The sequence below is a fragment of the Pseudodesulfovibrio thermohalotolerans genome (genome assembly GCF_021353295.2).
Classification (GTDB): domain Bacteria; phylum Desulfobacterota; class Desulfovibrionia; order Desulfovibrionales; family Desulfovibrionaceae; genus Pseudodesulfovibrio; species Pseudodesulfovibrio thermohalotolerans.
Map to the genome: position 1 here is coordinate 3,377,501 of NZ_CP120635.1, position 17,098 is coordinate 3,394,598.

General features: G+C 62.0%; 14 protein-coding genes (1 of these 14 only partly in view). 12 read left to right on the forward strand and 2 right to left on the reverse strand.

Annotated features, from left to right (window positions below; all coding sequences use genetic code 11):
• Both LF599_RS15850 and LF599_RS15855 read right to left on the reverse strand, forming a co-directional pair.
• Positions 1–416, reverse strand: the beginning of a protein-coding gene (locus LF599_RS15850) for an SLC13 family permease (protein WP_279521463.1). Its footprint begins 832 nt before the window's first position; only the first 416 of its 1,248 coding nucleotides appear in the window; the start codon lies at positions 414–416; its stop codon lies beyond the left edge, outside the window.
• Positions 417–471: 55 nt separating this feature from the next.
• Entirely contained in the window at positions 472–1,701 is a 1,230-nt protein-coding gene (locus LF599_RS15855; protein WP_279521464.1) for an EAL domain-containing protein, read from the reverse strand.
• A gap of 187 nt (positions 1,702–1,888) precedes the next feature.
• Here LF599_RS15855 and dnaE point away from each other — a divergent pair, with 187 nt between their 5' ends.
• The 12 genes from dnaE (at position 1,889) to LF599_RS15915 (ending at position 16,971) form a co-directional block, all read left to right on the forward strand.
• Entirely contained in the window at positions 1,889–5,443 is a 3,555-nt protein-coding gene (dnaE, locus tag LF599_RS15860) for a DNA polymerase III subunit alpha (RefSeq protein WP_279521465.1), read from the forward strand.
• Between the two features lie 394 nt (positions 5,444–5,837).
• A complete protein-coding gene (locus tag LF599_RS15865; RefSeq protein WP_279521466.1) occupies positions 5,838–6,863 on the forward strand; it encodes a PEP-CTERM sorting domain-containing protein in 1,026 nt (341 codons plus the stop codon).
• A 95-nt stretch (positions 6,864–6,958) separates the two neighbouring features.
• Positions 6,959–7,321, forward strand: a complete 363-nt coding sequence (locus LF599_RS15870; RefSeq protein WP_279521467.1) for a nucleotide pyrophosphohydrolase — start codon at positions 6,959–6,961, stop codon at positions 7,319–7,321.
• Entirely contained in the window at positions 7,321–7,701 is a 381-nt protein-coding gene (queD, locus tag LF599_RS15875) for a 6-carboxytetrahydropterin synthase QueD (protein WP_269940172.1), read from the forward strand. Before LF599_RS15870 ends, queD begins: the two co-directional genes overlap by 1 nt.
• Complete coding sequence (locus LF599_RS15880) at positions 7,701–7,979, forward strand: hypothetical protein (protein ID WP_279521468.1); 279 nt, start codon at positions 7,701–7,703, stop codon at positions 7,977–7,979. The genes queD and LF599_RS15880 overlap by 1 nt, the downstream gene beginning before the upstream one ends.
• 2 nt (positions 7,980–7,981) lie before the next feature.
• Positions 7,982–8,446 carry a D-aminoacyl-tRNA deacylase gene (gene dtd, locus LF599_RS15885; RefSeq protein WP_279521469.1) on the forward strand — a complete coding sequence of 155 codons (465 nt, stop codon included), beginning with the start codon at positions 7,982–7,984 and terminating at the stop codon, positions 8,444–8,446.
• A 43-nt stretch (positions 8,447–8,489) separates the two neighbouring features.
• Entirely contained in the window at positions 8,490–9,911 is a 1,422-nt protein-coding gene (locus tag LF599_RS15890) for a sensor domain-containing diguanylate cyclase (protein ID WP_279521470.1), read from the forward strand.
• 34 nt (positions 9,912–9,945) lie between these two features.
• Entirely contained in the window at positions 9,946–11,160 is a 1,215-nt protein-coding gene (locus LF599_RS15895; protein WP_279521471.1) for a CgeB family protein, read from the forward strand.
• 3 nt (positions 11,161–11,163) lie between these two features.
• Entirely contained in the window at positions 11,164–12,570 is a 1,407-nt protein-coding gene (locus tag LF599_RS15900; protein WP_279521472.1) for a glycosyltransferase family 9 protein, read from the forward strand.
• Between the two features lie 125 nt (positions 12,571–12,695).
• Positions 12,696–14,459: a flagellar hook-length control protein FliK gene (locus tag LF599_RS15905; protein WP_279521473.1), complete on the forward strand. Its 1,764-nt coding sequence runs from the start codon at positions 12,696–12,698 to the stop codon at positions 14,457–14,459.
• Between the two features lie 12 nt (positions 14,460–14,471).
• A complete protein-coding gene (locus LF599_RS15910; protein WP_279521475.1) occupies positions 14,472–15,221 on the forward strand; it encodes a flagellar hook assembly protein FlgD in 750 nt (249 codons plus the stop codon).
• A 73-nt stretch (positions 15,222–15,294) separates the two neighbouring features.
• Positions 15,295–16,971, forward strand: coding sequence for a flagellar hook protein FlgE (locus tag LF599_RS15915; RefSeq protein WP_279521476.1), 1,677 nt, complete (start codon positions 15,295–15,297; stop codon positions 16,969–16,971).
• Positions 16,972–17,098 lie beyond the last annotated feature (127 nt).

Below are 17,098 nucleotides of genomic sequence, written 5' to 3' on the forward strand. Positions count from 1 at the left end.
CGCCCCGCCACCTCGAACAGGTCCAGGGCCGCGAAGAGCACGGCGTTGGCCGGCGAGCCTATCATGGACCCCATGCCCCCGATGGCCGCGCCGTAGATGGCAGAACACATGAGCACCGTGGTCATGCCCGTCACGCCACGGTCAGCGAAACCGCGGTCCAGCCTCTTCAGCATCGGGATCAGTGTCAGAACCGTGATCGTGTTGGGAATAAAGGAGGAAAGCGCCGCAGAAGCCGCAATGATATAGAGCAGGACCCGCGAGGCTTTTCCCTTGCTGCGCCTGAGCGCCCAGGCAACGAATCCGTCCGTGATGCGCGTCGCGGCCATGAGCTGGTACACGAGGTACCCGCACGCGAAGAGCAGAATCAGGGGCAGTCTCCCCCACAAATAAGCGGTCACGTCGGTCAGCGATTCCACGGCATCTCCAGGTCGGAAGTCTGTTCCGGCAATGGACCGCGTCCGCGCCGGGATGTCAACAGCCTGCCTGGCAGGCCATCTCCATGCAGGCCGTGTAGCGCAAACCGCTAAGGCTGAAAAACGGACGGCTCACCATGCAGGCCCGCTCCCCGGTATAAGCCGAGACAAAAGGCTGCGTGACGAACTTGTCGTAGCCCATATCGAGATAGAGCACGTAATCCTCGGCCGAGAGGTCCGCTCCCTTGGGCGTGCCCCGGACCGCGCCAGCTCCCTTGCCGCGATGCGCCCGGTGGGTAACCTGCACTCCCCTGTCGTCCACAACGAACAGGGAAATAACTCCTTTTCGGCCCTGCACCAGAGACCGGCACACGTCGTCGAACCTGTCCTCGGTCATATTCGCGAGCTTGTTGCAGATGGAGGTCGCGGTTCGAAAGATGTCACTGAACAGTTCCTTCTTTGCCCGGACCTGCTGGTGCTTCTTGGCCTTGTACTTTTTGTGAACCGTCGCCATCTTGTCGAAGAACTGCCGGGCCGGATCGTCGCCCGGAGCCCCGTCCTCCTTGGCATAGTAATAGCCCTGCTGCAATTGGACTCCGGCCGACAGAAGGCGAAGGGATTCCTCCTCGCTCTCGACGCACTGGGCCGCGACCACGCTGCCCACCCGGCAGGCCTGATCCATGAACGCCTCCAAGGTCCTGCGGGAATTGCCTTCGTCCCCATCCCCGGCGAAGAATGAGCGGTTGATCTTGACGTAGGCGGGTTTGACCCGGGACAAAATATGGCTGAAGGGATGGTCCACGGCGCAGTTGTCGAGGCAGACCATGAGCCCCACCTCGCGCAGGGACCGCGTATACGCCTCGATTTCGCCGAGATATGGAGCGTTCAAGGGGCATTCCAGGATCACGTTGGACAGGGGAATTCCCGCGGCCTTGATCTGATCCACGACAAACATGCTCTGCCGGCCGACCTCCGGAATGATGAGCGGATTGACGTTCAGGAACAGGAGCAGTTGCCCGTAATGCGCATGGATCGGCTTGAACTGCTCCAAGGCCCGCGCCCTGCACAGCCGATCCACCTCCACGATGACGTCCGGGCTCAGGTCCTCGCTGAAGAGCGCTTCCGAACCGATCCCGTTGTGTTGGCCGCCTCGGGAATAGACTTCAAAGCCAACGATGGATTTGGTGGAGATGGAAACGACGGGCTGGAAAAGAGGGGTCACATCCCGGGAGTTGATTATCTCCCGTATTTTTCGCTCGTCGACCTTGGTTTCGGCTTGTCCTGACATTTCGCTCCCGCCTGCCGGACCAACTCCGGGAAAAGGATTATTTTTCTCAATTGGGTTAACCGGATCACGCACATATGGTCAATAGTCAAAGCGTATCATCCGCTTCCGCACCGGCCCGGGAATCTCCTCTGGCAGTCCCAACGGCTTTACGCTATTATCATTCTTCCACCACAAGGAGTATCATCAAGTGGCCGAATTTGTTCATCTTCACGTCCATACCGAATACAGCCTCCTGGACGGCGCCATCCGAATCAAAGACCTGCTTACCCGGACCAAGGATTTGGGTATGCCGGCCGTGGCCATCACCGATCACGGGTCCATGTACGGAGCCGTGGTCTTCTTCATGGCCGCAAAGGAGTTGGGCATCAAGCCGATCATCGGTTGCGAGGTCTACGTGGCCCCGGGCGATCTGGACGATGAGGATGCGCACACTCGCAAGGATCACGGCGGCGGCTACCACCTGGTCCTGCTGGCCAAGAACCAGCGCGGGTACAAGAACCTCATCAAACTGGTCTCCACCGGCTACCTGGACGGCTTTTACTATAAACCCCGTGTCTGCAAGCACTTGCTGAAGAAACACTCCGAAGGGCTTATAGCCCTGTCCGCCTGTCTGGCGGGCGAGGTGCCCCGCAAGCTCATGAACGAGGGGCTCGCGGCGGGCGTGGAAACGGCACGGGTCTACGAATCCATCTTCCCCGGGAATTTCTATCTGGAGCTTCAGGACAACGGCATATCCAAGCAGACCCGGCTCAACGAGCTGCTCATAAAGTGCGCCGAGGAAACCGGCCTCCCCCTGGTGGCCACCAACGACTGCCACTACCTGACCGCCGAGGACTACGAAGCGCACGACACCCTGCTCTGCATCCAGACCCAGACCACGGTGGACGCGGAGAAGCGGTTCCGCATGGAAACCCGCGAACTCTACTTCAAGACCCCGGAAGAGATGGAGCGCGCGTTCGCCCACGTGCCCGAGGCCATCCAGAACACCCAGCGCATCGCGGAAATGTGCAACCTCGAAATCGAGCTGGGCAACTACTATTTCCCGGAATACGAGCTGCCTGAAGGCGTGTCCATGAACGAGGAGTTCGACCGCCTCTGCCGCGAGGGATTGCAACGCCGCCTGAACACCATCACTTATGAGGTGGACGAGGAAAAATACTGGAAACGGCTGGACTACGAACTCGGCGTCATCAAGGAGATGGGCTTCCCGGCGTACTTCCTCATCGTTCAGGACTTCATCAACTGGGCCAAGGACCACCGCATCCCGGTCGGGCCCGGCCGTGGTTCCGCCGCAGGCTCCATCGTGGCCTGGTCGCTCAAGATCACCAACCTCGACCCGCTCCCCTACGATCTGCTGTTCGAACGCTTCCTCAACGTGGAGCGCGTATCCATGCCGGATATCGACGTGGACTTCTGCGAGCGGCGCCGCCTTGAGGTGGTCAAGTACTGCGCCCAGAAGTACGGCACGGACCGGGTGGCTCAGATCACTACCTTCGGAACCATGAAGACCAAGGCGGTCATCAAGGACGTGGGCCGCGCCATGGGCATGACCTTTGGCGAGACCGACCGCATCGCCAAGCTCATCCCCGACGACCCGGCGGTCATGGCCAAGCTGCTCGGCGTTGACAAGGCCAAGATCACCGTGCCGAACGCGGTCAAGGCCGTGGCCGAGCTGGACGACATGGTCGCCACCGATCCCAAGGTGGCCAAGCTCATAGACATTTCCACCAGGCTGGAGGGACTGTGCCGCCACGCCTCCACGCACGCGGCGGGCGTGGTCATCTCCAACAAGCCCATGACCGAGTACCTTCCTCTCTACAAGGGGAAGAAGGGCGAAATCGTGACCCAGTTCGACATGAAGAAGGTCGAGAAAGTCGGCCTCATCAAGTTCGACTTCCTGGGTCTGCGAACCATGACGGTCATCGAGGACTGCCTGGACATCATCCGCGAACAGGGCAAGACCGCGCCGAACCTGGACACCCTGCACCTGGACGACCCGGACACCTTCGCCATCTTCGCCAAAGGCGACACGGACGGCATTTTCCAGGTGGAATCCTCGGGTATGCGCAAATACCTGCGGATGCTCCGGCCGGACCGCTTTGAAGACCTCGTCGCCATGCTCGCCCTGTACCGGCCGGGCCCCCTGGGCATGATCGGCTCCCACGGGGTCTCCATGGTCGACGAATTCATCATGCGCAAGCACGGCGAGATCGAGGTCACCTACCCCCACCCGTCGCTTGAGGAGACCCTCAAACCCACCTACGGGGTCATGGTCTACCAGGAGCAGGTCATGGCCACGGCCATGGTCATCGCCAACTATTCTCTGGGTGAAGGCGACCTGCTGCGCCGCGCCATGGGTAAGAAGATCACCGAGGAGATGGCAAAGCAGCGTTCCCGCTTCCTCGAAGGCTCGCGGGAAAACGGCATCGACGACGCCGTGGCCAACGACATCTTCGACACCATGGAGAAATTCGCGGCATACGGCTTCAACAAGTCCCACTCCGCGGCCTATGCGCTCATCTCCTACCACACCGCCTATCTCAAGGCCCATTTCCCGGTGGAGTTCATGGCCGCGCTCATGTCCACGGAAATGAACAACACCGAAAAGATCATCATGTACGTCAACGCCTGCCGCGACATGGAGATCACGGTCCGCCAGCCGGACATCAACTCGGGCCATGCGCGATTTTCGGTCAAGGACGGGGAAATTCTGTTCGCCATGGCGGCCATCAAGAACGTGGGCGAAGAAGCCATCAACGAGATCGCGGCCGAGCGCACGGCGAACGGTCCGTTCTCCAACATCTTCGATTTCTGCGAGCGCGTGAACCTGCGCCGCGTGACCAAGCGAGTCCTCGAATCGCTCATCAAGGCGGGCGCGCTGGACTGCTTCTCCTGCTCCCGCGCCGCCCTGCTGGAGGACCTCGACAAGGCCGTCGCCCTGGGCCAGAAAAAGGCCAAGGAAAAAGAATCGGGGATGCTCAACATGTTCGACATGCTCGGCGGCGGGGAAAAGAAGGACGGCTCCGTCACGCCCACCTGCTCCCTGTGCGAGGAGTTCGACGACCGCGAGAAGCTTCAGCTCGAAAAGGAGGTCCTCGGCTTCTTCCTGTCCGGGCACCCGCTGCTGGCCTACCGGCACGACATGCAACGGCTGCGCACCGTGACGTTGGAGGAATGCAAGACCATCCCCAACGGCACTGAAGTCCGCGTGGCCGTAATCATCCCGGACTACAAGCAGTTCATCACCCGCAAGGGCGACCCCATGGCCTTCTGCTCCGCCGAGGATCTGACCACGTACGGCGAGATCACCATGCTGCCCAATGTCTACGCCGAGGCGCGCGAATTGCTCGACGCGGACCGCCCCCTGCTGGTTCTGGGAAAGATCGATGTACGCGAAGAACCCGGCGGCCCCGAGGACGCTCCCAAGTCCGCCAAGATACTGGCCGACAAGGTCCAGCTCCTGGCCGACGCGGCCCAGGGATCGGACCAGCCCGTGTCCCTTTGGATCGGCGAAAAGAACGCCGTGGACGCCCACCTCAACGCGCTCAAGGTGATCCTGAAACGCTATCCCGGCACCACCAGCGTCAACCTCGGCATCATCACCCGCGAATCCGTAATCAACCTTCGGCTGGGCAACGGCTGGAAGGTCTTCCCCGGCCGGGACTTCTGGAAGGAAGTGGAGGCGTGGCAAAACGGCGACGCCAAAGCGTACCGCGCCGAGGCCGAAGCCGAGCTTCTGTAGTCCCCCATCCCCGCTCGGGCGTGTCGGTAATCCTTACACGCGCGCCCGACAAGCAACCTCCCGATTTTCGAAGATATAGCTTTCCGCGCCCAAAGCCGCCCCTTGAGGCGGCTTGAGCGCCGGGACGCCGCGCAACGTCCCGGCGCACTACTCTCTTAAGAATCCACACCGCTTTTTGCCGCATTTGCCTATTCAAGCCATAAAAACAATCTATCCAAACATCAAATGTGTAAATTTTTTTTAAATGTCGGATTTTTTCACACCTTGGGAGGGGGCTATTTGCCTTATACTTTCCATTATCTCGGATAGTTAAAAATGGCCCACATTTTGCTGATCATTCTTAAAAGCGAACCTGCACGTTCCGCTTTAGACTCTTTAGCAAAAGGAAATAATCATGAAGAGATTCGTCATTACCCTTCTTTTCATCGTCGGCATAATCGCCTTCACCCAAGCCGATAGGGCCGAAGCGCTGAACCTGCCCACGGCGGACTCCGGATATGCCGTCACATACGGCAACTTCTATTCATATTCGCTTCCCATCCTCAAGGAATTCCTGGGTGACGAATACGATGTCCAGTCCTCGGTCGGCCAGATCAAGGATACCGTGGTCATCGCCACCGGCGCGGCCGGCACCCCGGTCAACGAAAACTTCCCGGGCATGGACAACGCCTACGAGACCCCGGGCGGCGCGAGCGGCGGCCCCACCTTCGGCACCGGCACCGTGACCGACCCGCCTCCGGCCCTGGAAAACGACCGGGAAGGCACTTGGGACGCGACCATCGCCAGCCTGGTCTCCTATCTGGACGGGCAGGCCCCCATCTTCTTCTTCAACAACAACCAGTCCGACAACGTCGTTGACGGCGTGCCCCAGCAGAACCTCTGGGTTTGGGCCCAGATCGAGATTTGGAGCTCTTCCGACGAGTCGGCCGAGTCCATGTTCTTCGAGCTGACCAGCACCAACGGCGACGGCTCCGGCGTGTACGGCGGCGACCCCTACGCCTATGACGCGCACGGCGCAGGCTACGTTCCGGCCCTGCCTGACAACCTGCCCACCGCGGGTACGGACTATGTCCTTTCCGGCGGCGACATATGCCTCGACGCCGGCCAGTCCCCCGTGTCCTGCGGCTCGGAAGACGTGGTGTACGGTCCGTTCGCCCACAACCTGGGTTCCGACCGGGCGGCCTACGCGGTCATCGCTCCCGGACTGAACGACTTCCTGTTCGCCTGGAACGACGGGAACAGCCCCTACGACATGATCTCCATCGACATCAACATGACCTCGCTCAACAGCGGCTACGAACAGGCGTACATCATGCCCGGCACCGTCTCTCAGACTCCCCCGGTGCCCGAGCCGGCAACCTGGCTGTTCATGGGCCTCGGCCTCACCGGCCTGGCTCTCTTCCGGCGCTTCCGCCGCTAGACCGAACGCCACGATTCCCGAACCATAGCGGCCCCGCATATGCGGGGCCGCTTTTTGTTTGTTGACAAACCCCGCCGCGCTGGCAACCATGCGCCATGAACGATTCACTTGACGAGCTCAACGAACGGCACCGGCGGTTCGTGGAAGAGCGCAATTGGCAGAAACACCAGACGCCCAAGAACCTAGTCATGGCCCTGACCGGAGAGGTCGGGGAACTGAACGAGCTGTTCCAGTGGCTCACCCCCGAGGAAAGCCGCACCGTGGCGGGCGATCGAAAGCGAGCCGTTGCCGAAGAGATGTCGGACGTGCTCATATATCTGGTCAGGCTGGCCGACGAACTGGGCATCGACCTGGTTGCGGCGGCCCACGAAAAATGCGACACCAACGAACGGAAATATCCGGCCGAGGCGTTCCGCGACGGACGCATGAGGCCGCACGAATACAAGGAGTCCAGATAATGCCCGGCAAATGGAAATTGACCATCACCCAGGAGTTTTCGGCCTCGCACCAACTGCGCAACTACTGCGGCAAGTGCGAGAACATGCACGGCCACAACTTCGGCGTGGAAGTGGTGGTCGAGGGCGACACCCTGGACCCCAAGGTCCAGTACCTCGTGGACTTCAAGGAGTTGAAGCAGCGCACCAAGGCCGTGCTGGAAAAGCTCGACCACAAGCACCTCAACGAGGTGGAGTGCTTCACCGAGATCAACCCCTCCTCCGAGAATCTGGCCATGTTCATCTACCGGAACCTCAAGGGCACCCTGCCTGAAAACGTTTCCCTGGTGGAGGTCTCCGTCTCGGAGAAAAACTCGTCCAAGGCCACCTACTGGGAAGAATAATGTCGACGGAGCGAGACGAGAAACGCGGCGAAATCAACGGAATGTCCTACGGGAAGATCATGACTTCCCTGCTCATCCCCAAGGACAGCCGGTCCAACCCCAAACGAATCCTGGGCGGCATCGCCTTTCTGGCCTTTGTCTGCTTCTTCGTGTTCGGCACCATGTATCGCGGCTGCGAACGTGTGGACCAGTCCGGCTGCCCGCTGCCCGCAGTGGAGCGGACCGCTCCGGGCCAAGGCATGGAGCAAACCGCTCCGGCCCCGGGAAAAGAAGGCTAGCCGTGCGCATCGTCATCCAGCGTGTTTCGGACGCCAAGGTCACGGTGCAGGACGCTACGGTCGGAGAGATAGGCACCGGCCTGCTCGCGCTCGTCGGATTCGGCGGCGCGGACAAGGCGGACTTTCCCGACACCCCGACCTGGCGCAAGATGCTCGACAAACTGTTCAACATGCGCGTCTTCCCGGACGAGAGCGGCAAATTCGACCTTTCCCTAAGCGACATCAAGGGCGATCTGATGCTCGTCTCCCAGTTCACGCTCTACGCGGACTGCCGCAAGGGACGCCGCCCGTCCTTCACCGACGCCTGCCATCCCTACGTCGCGGAATCCCTGTTCGACAGGTTCACCGAAGACGCGCGCAAGCTCGCGCCGGGGGGCTTCGCCACGGGCCGATTCGGCGCTGAAATGCTCCTGGACTTCACCAACTGGGGACCCGTAACCATCATTCTCGATTCCGACGAGCTCTAACCGCGCCGCCTCCCCCCGCGTCCACGCTCCACCCCGGCATCCCATGTCCGCAAAAACCAAGCTTATCGCCGCCCTGACCCTGATCCTGCTGGCCACCTTCCTGACCACCAGCCTTATCAACTACGCCTTCACCAGGGCCACGATCCGGGAAGAGCTCCTCAACTCCGCCCTCCCCCTGACCGGCAAGAACATCTATTCGGAAGTCCATTCGGACATGCTCCGGCCCATCCTGGCCGCGACGTCCATGGCCAATGACGCCTTCCTCAAGAGCTGGATAGAAGACGGCGAGGGCGACCTCGAAGCCGTCACCCGCTACCTCTCGGACCTGCGGGACAAGTACGGCTTCCTGACCACGTTCCTCGTCTCCGCCTCGACCGACAACTACTATTACCAGGACGGCATCCTCAAGAAGATCGGTGCCCGGGACCCGCACGACGTGTGGTTCTACGCCTTTCTCCGCCAGAACGTGGAGTTCGACCTGGACGTGGACACCAACGAGTCCGAGGGCGGGAAGCTGACCATCTTCGTCAACTTCCGGGTGCTGGACAACAGCGGCAAACTCCTCGGTGTGGCCGGGGTGGGCGTGAATGTCGACCGGGTCACCGGGCTGCTGGAGAAGGCCCGCCGCGACTACGGCCGCGAGGTCTACCTGGTGGACCAGGACGGACTGGTCCAGGTCCACCGCGACACATCGCGCATCGAGCGCGATTACATCACCGAGACCCCGGGCATCCAGGACGTGGCCCAATCCATTCTCAAGCCGGGAGACAACTCGCGCAGTTTCCAATACGACTTGAACGGCGAACATTTTCTCCTGTCCACCCGGTACATCCCGGAGCTGAAATGGTTCCTCATCGTGGAACAGTGCGAATCCTCGGCCCTGGCGTCGGCGCGCGACAACCTCATCCGCACCGTGAGCATCGGCCTGCTGTCGTCCATCCTCATCATCGTTCTCTGCACCCTCACCATCAATCACTACCAGGGCAGGCTGGAACGGCTGGCCAAGACCGACCCCCTGACCGGGGCGGCCAACCGCCGCGCCCTGGAGGAAGCCTTCGACAGGTTCGCCTACAAGGCGGACCGCTACGGCGCGCCCTTCTCGGCGGTCATCCTGGACCTGGACAAATTCAAGGCCATCAACGACCAGCATGGACATCTGGCCGGGGACAACGTGCTCAAGGACGTGGCCGCCACCACCCGGCGGATCATTCGGCCCTCCGACACCCTGGCCCGCTGGGGCGGCGACGAATTTCTCATTCTTCTGGACGGCGGAATCAAGGAAGCCAGAGTCCTGTCCGAGCGCGTGAGCTGCGCCCTGACCGACGAACAGCGCGAGATTCCGGTCTCCTTCTGCTACGGCATGGCCCGGTTCAAGGAAGGCGATACCCTGGAATCCATGACCCACAGGGCGGATCGAGCCATGTACAAATCCAAGGACGCCGCCTGCCGGGGCCGGGACCTGTAGACAAAAGCCCACCCGGCCGATAGAGATGGGAGCTATGCAAGAATCCCCGACAACCCGGCCGAAATTCCGCAACGCCGCACCGCGCATCCTCCTGCTCACCAGCCGGTATTTTCTTATCGGCGAACTGGAGGCCGCCTGCCGCAGGCTCGGCGTGGAGCACCTCCTCCTGGACTTCGGCACACGGGAAATGGACCTCGACGAATTCGTGGCCGCCATGACCGACGCCTTCGAGACGTTCCGGCCCGACTTCGTGCTCACGGTCAACCACCTGGGCGTGGACCGGGAGGGCGTGCTCGCCTCGCTATTGCGCCGTCACGGTCTGCCCCTGGCCTCCTGGTTCGTGGACAACCCGCACCTCATCCTCGGGGCGTACAAATGCCTGCACGAAGCCCGCACAGCCCTGTTCACCTGGGACCTGGACACCGTGGACTCGCTCCGAACCATGGGCTTCGAACACGTCTTTCACCTGCCGCTGGGCGCCGACCCCACCCGGCTGACGCCCCATCGGGCCGCCCCTGTCGAGGCGTGGCGCGCCCCCATCTCCTTCGTGGGCAACTCCATGCTGACCAAGACCCTGCTGCGGGCCAGGGCGGCGAATCCGTCCGAAGCCCTGTTCCGGGCGGGCATGGAAGTGGCGAAGGCGTTCGCGGGCTCCTCGGCGCAACTGGCCGGACCGTTCATGGCCGAACATTTCCCCGAAGTCCGCGCCGCGTACACCGCCCTCGACGATCCCGCCAGGGAACTCGCGTTCGAAACCTTCGTCACCTGGCAGGCAACACTGCTCTACCGGCTGGACTGCGTGTCGCGCACCCTGCCCTTTCACCCGCTCATCGTCGGCGACACGGGCTGGCAGGAGCTGCTCCGGACGCAAACCGGCTGGCACTACCACCCCGAGCTTTCCTATTACGAGGACCTGCCCGACTTCTATCCCCTGAGCGAAATCAATTTCAACTGCACCAGCCAGCAGATGAAGGGCGCGGTCAACCAACGGGTCTTCGACGTGCCCTGCTGCAACGGCTTCCTGCTCACCGACCACCGCCGCCAGATGGAGGCCCTGTTCGAGCCGGAAACCGAAATTGTCTGCTACCCGACTCCGGACGACATCCCCGGCCTGGTGGAACGCTACCTGGCCGACCCGGCCGCCCGCAAAGCCGTGGCCTCGGCGGCCCGCAAACGGGTCCTGGCCGAGCACACCTACGACCATCGCATGACCTCCCTCATGGAGACCATGCGCCAGACCTTCGGGTAGGCCATGGCGAAAAAGCCCATCCTCATATTACAGATGCAGCGCATGGGAGACCTGATCCTCTCCTATCCGCTCATGCTCTGGCTGGCCCGCCGCCATCCCGGCCACCCCATCTACGTGGCTGCCGAGGAATCCTTCTACGAACCGCTCATGAAGCTCTCCCCGCCCGCGACCTATTTCCCGTGGTCCGGGGCGGCCCACCTGGAACGCAAGGAATTCGAACTGGTCCTGAATCTGTCCATCAGGGAAAAGGCCGCCGTCCTCGCTGGCCGCCTGAAGACCGAGGCCAGACTCGGGTCGGTCCGCGACAAGGACGGCTCCCGGCGCATACACGGCGACTGGCAGCTCTACCGCGCCTCACTGGTCCGCAACAATCTTTACAACCGCTTCCATTGGGGCGAGCTGAACGGTCTGGACGCCGTGCCCTTCGCGGACATCGCCGCCACCAGCTTTTCCGCGCCCCGAACTCTGCCGGGCAGCAACAAGGTCGGCCTCTTTCTCGGAGCGAGCGACGCGGCCAAACGCCCGAACGCCGCGTTCTGGGCCGCGCTGGTGGATGAACTCCACGGACGCGGGCTGCGCCCGGTGCTCTTCGGCGGTCCGGCCGAAAAAGCCCTCGGAGCGGAAACGGCCAGGCTGGCCAAAGGCCCGGCCCTGAACCTCTGCGGCACCCTCGGACTCGACGAGTTCGGGGCCGTGGGCCAGACGCTGGCCCTGTTCATCACCCCCGACACCGGCCCCATGCACCTGGCCGCCTGGACCGGGCTCAAGTGCCTGAACCTGTCCATGGGCAACGTCAACCCATGGGAAACCGGCCCGTTCGTCCCCGGCCACTACGTGCTCCGCGCCGACTTGCCCTGCGCCAAGGGCTGCTGGCAATGCACCGAGGACTCCCTCAAATGCCATGCGCCGCTCACTCCGGGCAGGGTCGCCGCCCTGGCCAGACGGCTGGCCGGACCAGCGGACGCCGCCCGCCTGGACCGCATGGAGCTGCCCGGGCTGGCCCTGTTCGAAACCGGCCGCTCGGACCTCGGCCTCTATTGCCTCAAACGCCTGGACAAGACCCGGCCCGACGCCGAACGGCTCGCCTCCCGATTCTGGCAGACGTGCTTCGGCGCGCTCTTCGGGCTCTGGAGCAACGAAAAGGCCGCCGAAGCATGGTCCCGCCTCGCCCAGGGCGCGCCCGAAGAGGCCGCCGCATTGCTCGGGCACATCCCTGAAATGGGTCGCCGGTTCAAACTCGGCCTGCGCTCGGGAGCCCCCCTCGACCAGTCCTTCTGGACCGCCAGCCCGGCCATGGCCAAGCCGTTCACCGGCTTCGCCGACATGTACCTGAAAAACAACGACTACTCCCGGCCCGCCTGGGGCCGCGTCCTGACCCTGCTCGAACGACTCGTGGCCGTCTGCGCCTAGCTTCTCCCCTCCCGAACGGCCGAAACAGGTCTTTTCTTCCCCCTGCCGAACTCCACAACCTTCCGATATTACAGCTTTTCCATTTGGCACGGCTTTTGATTGAATTCGTGCCGAAGGAGAAAAACATGCAAAATATTCCCGGCATCGCCAAAGAAGCGGCTTCCACCGCATCCGTCCAGTTGGTCAAGATGGCAACCTCGGGCAAAAATACCGCCCAGACCGCCACTGCCGACGCAAAGGACGAGAAGCGCGCCCTCTTCGCCGAGCTGTTCACCGAGCACACCGAGAGAGTCGAGAGCGAACTCTCCCTGGCCCCGGTGACGCACAGGGAAAAGATGCTCGACTCCACGCCCGGCGCGGAGAAAGAGGAAGAAGGGAATACGGCCATCGACGCAGCCGGGGTAGGAACCTCGGAGACCACTCCCGATATAAACGAAACGGCGGACGAGGCAGGACTGGACAGCCGCATGACCATGGACGATCTGGACGCGGTCCGCGACGATCTCAAGGAATACGGCATGTCCGAGGAGGAGATCGCCGCCATCGAGGAGCAGGTCGAATCCGAAGAGGGCATGACCTGGGGGCAATTCGTTTCCACGGTAGCCGAGAAGCTGGCCGAGTCCCGCAAAGGCGAGATGACCGACGAACAGAAGGTGTCCCTTGCCGGATTCTTCAACAAGCTCGGGTTCACCGAAAAGGACTCCTCGAAACTCGTCGACCAGTTGGAAAAGGGACAATTCGACAAGGTCCTGAAGCAGGTGGAGGCGCGGCTCGACGCCATGCCGCAGGACCAGCAGCTCCTGTTCACCAAGGACGAGGTCGAGGCCTTCGTATCGGCCATGGGACTCTCCAGGGAATTCGTTACCCGGTTCCAGGAACTCTTTGCCTCCAACACCCTGCCCAAGGACGTGAAGCAGGCCTTCACCCGCATCCGCCAGGAACTGGCCGGGCTGGACTTGAAGGATCAGAAGCTGGTCAAGGCGGTGGGCAAGGCGTTCGCCGCGGTCATGGGCGACAAGCACAAGGAAAGTTCAGCGGCGGCCCAGGTGAACGAGGCGGTGGACCTCAAGCCCCGCGTGGCCGAAGACAAGGCCGACACCACCGTCCGCGAAGAGCTGGCCCAGGCATTCCGTAACCGCAAGGACGCCCCGTCCGACAACACGGTCCGCAGGCAAGACCACGCTGCCGCCGATGGCAGGGCCGATGTCAAGCCCGATGCCGTCGTGCCCGGAGAAGCCGGTGAACAGGACATGGACCCCGAGGCCGAACACGACCGCAAATGGAACAATTTCTTCGACAGGGTCCGGGAGGACGGCTCCGCCAAGACCGACGCCGCCCGGAACGCCGAGGCCGTGGGCACAGAAGCCAAGGCCGTCACGATTCAGCAGTCCGCAACCGGAACCAATGCCCGGGCCTGGGAAAAAGTTTCCGCCCCCAAAGTCCTCAAACAAGTGGACCAGGCGATCATCAAGACCCTGAAAAACGGCGCCAGACAACTTACCCTGCAACTCACTCCCGAGAACCTCGGCAAGCTGTCCATCGTGCTCTCGGTCCAGGGCAAGGAGGTCAGTGCCACCATCCGCGCCGAGAACTCCGACTCCCACAAGGTCATCACCGACAACCTTAATATTATTAAGAATTCTTTAGAAGCTCAAGGGCTGAAAGTGGAGAAGCTGGATGTCCAGACCGGGCTCGCAGACAACCAGAGCTTCAACGGATGGTTCGGCGAAAGCCAACACAACCTGTCCCGTGAGCGGGAAGTCATGATCGCCATGCGCAGCCACATGCGCACCATGCGGGAACAAAATACGGGCGGTGTGGCCCAGGACGTGCAATCCGTCGGAGAACGGGTAATTCCTTCCGATCAGGGCTTGCACCTTATCGCGTAAACGAGGGCTATCATGGGTTACGTAGACACTACCGGAGTATATCTCGGGCAACAGGAAGAACGGCTTACCGCTTCCAACTCGCCCGACCATAAAACGAGCCTGGACCAGGACGCATTCCTGACCATTCTGGTGGCGCAGCTCACGCATCAGGACCCGCTCAACCCCATGGAGGACACCGAGATGACCTCCCAGTTGGCGGAGTTCTCCAGCCTGGAGCAGTTAACCAACATCAACGACGGCATCGACTCCCTGAACAAGAGCATGTCCCAGAACGACATCCTCACCGCCGTCAGCTTCATCGGCAAGGAAGTCAAGGCCGAGGGCTACAAGGTCAGCCTGACCGAAGGCAATTCCTCGACCATCTACTACGGCTTCGGCGAGGCCGTCACCAGCATCATGATGAACATCTACGATTCCGAAGGAGCCATCGTCCGGACCGTGGAGCTCGGCAGCAAGGAAGCCGGGACCTATCAGTACACCTGGGACGGAAAGAACGAGGACGGCGATCTCCTGCCCGACGGCCAGTACGGCGTGGGCATTCTCGGCCAGGACACCGACGGCGACTACGTCATGGTCCAGACCGAGATTTCCGGCCGGGTGGACGGCGTGGTCACGGAGGACGGCACCCAGTACCTGCGTCTGGAGGACGGCCGATTCGTCAGTATGCTGAACGTCAAGGAAGTCGTCGATCCCGACGCGTCCTCGGTTGTCGACTCCACCGACACCTCGGATGAAGGCAACGGCACGGACACCGACGCGTAGGCGACGGCACGCAATATTTCACTCCGGACCGACGGCGGTCCGGGGCTCTTGGAGAAGAGATTAGGAGGTTAATATGGGTTTAGGAGCATCACTGTTCTCGGGTATTTCCGGCCTGACGGTACACTCGGAACGCATGACGGTCATCGGCAACAACCTGGCCAACGTGAACACCACGGGCTTCAAGGGCGCCATGATGCAGTTCGAGGACCTCGCCAGCGCCGACTTCGCCACGGTCAACGGCGTGGGCCAGGTCGGACGCGGCGTGCGCGTGTCGACCATCTACTCAGATTGGGGCCAGGGTGCCCTGGAATCGTCCACCGAAGCCACCGACATGGCCATTTCCGGCGAAGGACTTTTCGTGGTCTCCCCCATGGGCGAGGACATGAAATACTACACCAGGGCGGGCAACTTCCGCTTCGACAGCGACGGCTTCCTGGTGGACCCCCACGGCTACGTACTCCAGGGATGGGAGATCGAGCGCAACACCACCACGGTGACCACGACCTCGTCGAGCACCACGGAAAGCTCCAACTCCGCCCGGATCATCGGCACGCCCACCAACATCCGCATGGAGAACTTCCAGTCCGAGCCCAACGCGACCACCAACGTGTCCATCGTCACCAACCTGGACCCCTCGGCCGCGGACAGCTCCACCAACCCCGACGATCCCTATTTCGCCATGTTCAACAACTGGGACGGTTCGGCCGAGACGCCGCTGGCGTCCACCCTGTACGCCTACTCGACCACGCTCAAGGTCTATGACGACATCGGCACGGCCCACAACCTGACCGTGTATTTCGACCCCGTCACCACGAGCAACGCGGGCGGCAACACCGTCTGGGAATACATGGTCACCTGCGAGCCCAATGCGGACCGCCGCGTCCTCTCGGGCGCCAACGGCATGATGACCTCCATCGGCGAGGGCCAGACCTCCGCCGCGGGCGTGCTCATGGTCGGCACCCTGACCTTCACCACCGGCCAGCTTTCGGGCATGAGCGCGTACACGCTCAAGTCCAACGGCGGCACGAACATCAAGGACCTGAACAACTGGAGCCTGGCGAACTTCTCCACCAGCGGTTTCCCGGTCTGTACGGCCAACTTCCTGGGCAAATCCAACGCCAGCACGGCCGAAGCCGTCGACGCCACCCCCCTCCAGATCGACTTCGGCATCTCCAACAAGAATCTGTCGAGCAATGGCGACGGAGCCGTGACCATCGGTTGGGGCGGCGGCCTGGGCAACCTGCCCACCACTGCGGCCATGGTCGGCGACGAGATCGGAAACACAGGTTACCTGGCCAACTTCAAGGACCCGGCGGTCAGCGCCCTGGCCACCCAGAGCTTCGACACCGGCGGCTCCTCCACCCTGTACCAGAGCCAGAACGGCTACTCCGCGGGCATCCTGCAAAACATCTCGGTCTCCCGTGAAGGTATCATCTCGGGACACTACTCCAACGGACAGGTTCTGGAACTCTACGCCGTCACCCTTGCCACCTTCACCAACAAGCACGGGCTGCGGCGCGAGGGCGGAAACCTGTTCTCCGAAACGCTGGACTCCGGCCCGGCCCTCACCGGCCAGGCAGGCAGCACCGGCAAGGGAACCATCGACGGCAACTCCCTGGAAATGTCCAACGTGGACATGGCCACGCAGTTTGTCAGCATGATTACCACCCAGCGCGGCTTCCAGGCCAACACCAAGGTCATCACCACCGTGGATTCGATGCTCGGCGAAGTCATCTCCATGAAGCGGTAGGCGAACAATGGTCTCAAGTAACCCATACTGATAGACGTCCTTCTCCAAGGCCCCCTGCTACCCACAGGGGGCAAGGGCACACCCGGCGGCCCCGCAGTGCGATGCACAGCGGGGCCGTTTTTTTAAC